The organism is Paracraurococcus ruber (assembly GCF_004353985.1).
GTDB lineage: Bacteria > Pseudomonadota > Alphaproteobacteria > Acetobacterales > Acetobacteraceae > Paracraurococcus > Paracraurococcus ruber.
Map to the genome: position 1 here is coordinate 1 of NZ_SMOA01000679.1, position 537 is coordinate 537.

The 537-nt window shown below is 81.8% G+C and carries 2 protein-coding genes; both read left to right on the plus strand.

The genetic code is table 11. The annotated features are described in order from the left end of the window. The coding region (locus E2C05_RS33830) for a hypothetical protein (protein ID WP_158292513.1) at positions 1–236 on the plus strand (236 nt) is incomplete at its 5' end. Then, positions 233–537: hypothetical protein (locus E2C05_RS32425; protein ID WP_205083311.1), on the plus strand; the 305-nt coding region annotated here is incomplete at its 3' end. The genes E2C05_RS33830 and E2C05_RS32425, both read left to right, overlap by 4 nt.

The following is a 537-nucleotide window of genomic DNA, read 5'->3' on the forward strand; positions in this document are numbered from 1 at the left end:
TGGAGGCGGCGGGGCTGCAGCGGCGCGCGGTGGCGGCGGCGCTGGCCGGCCGGCAGGGCGCGTGCCGGCTGCTGCTGTCGGTGCCCGACCTGCCGGCGCTGGCGCGGCTGACGCTCGACCGGCCGGGGCTGCTGGCGGACCTGCTGCCGCCCTCGGCGCAACTGCGCGGCACGCGGGTGCAGGCGGCGCCGCAGCCCGGCCTGCTGCTGGACCTGTGCCTGGGCTGGCCGGCATGAGCGGGGTCGCTCTCCTCGGCACCCTGCTGCGGGAGGCGCTGCCGGACGCGGCGGTGCTCGACCTCACCGGTCATGGCGGCCGGGTCTTCGCCTGGTGCCCGGGCGCCTGGCCGGGCATCGCCGATGCCGCTGCGCTGCCGGCGGCGGAACGGGCGCTGCTCGGCCGCTTCCGCCAGGGGCCGGCGCGGCGGCCGGTCTTCGGCCTGGACCCGGCGGCGGATGCCGCGCTGCTGGCCGGCGCCCCCGCCGCCCTGGCGGGGGCGTCGGACGGCCCGCTGCTGCTGGCGCTGGACGGGCCGCC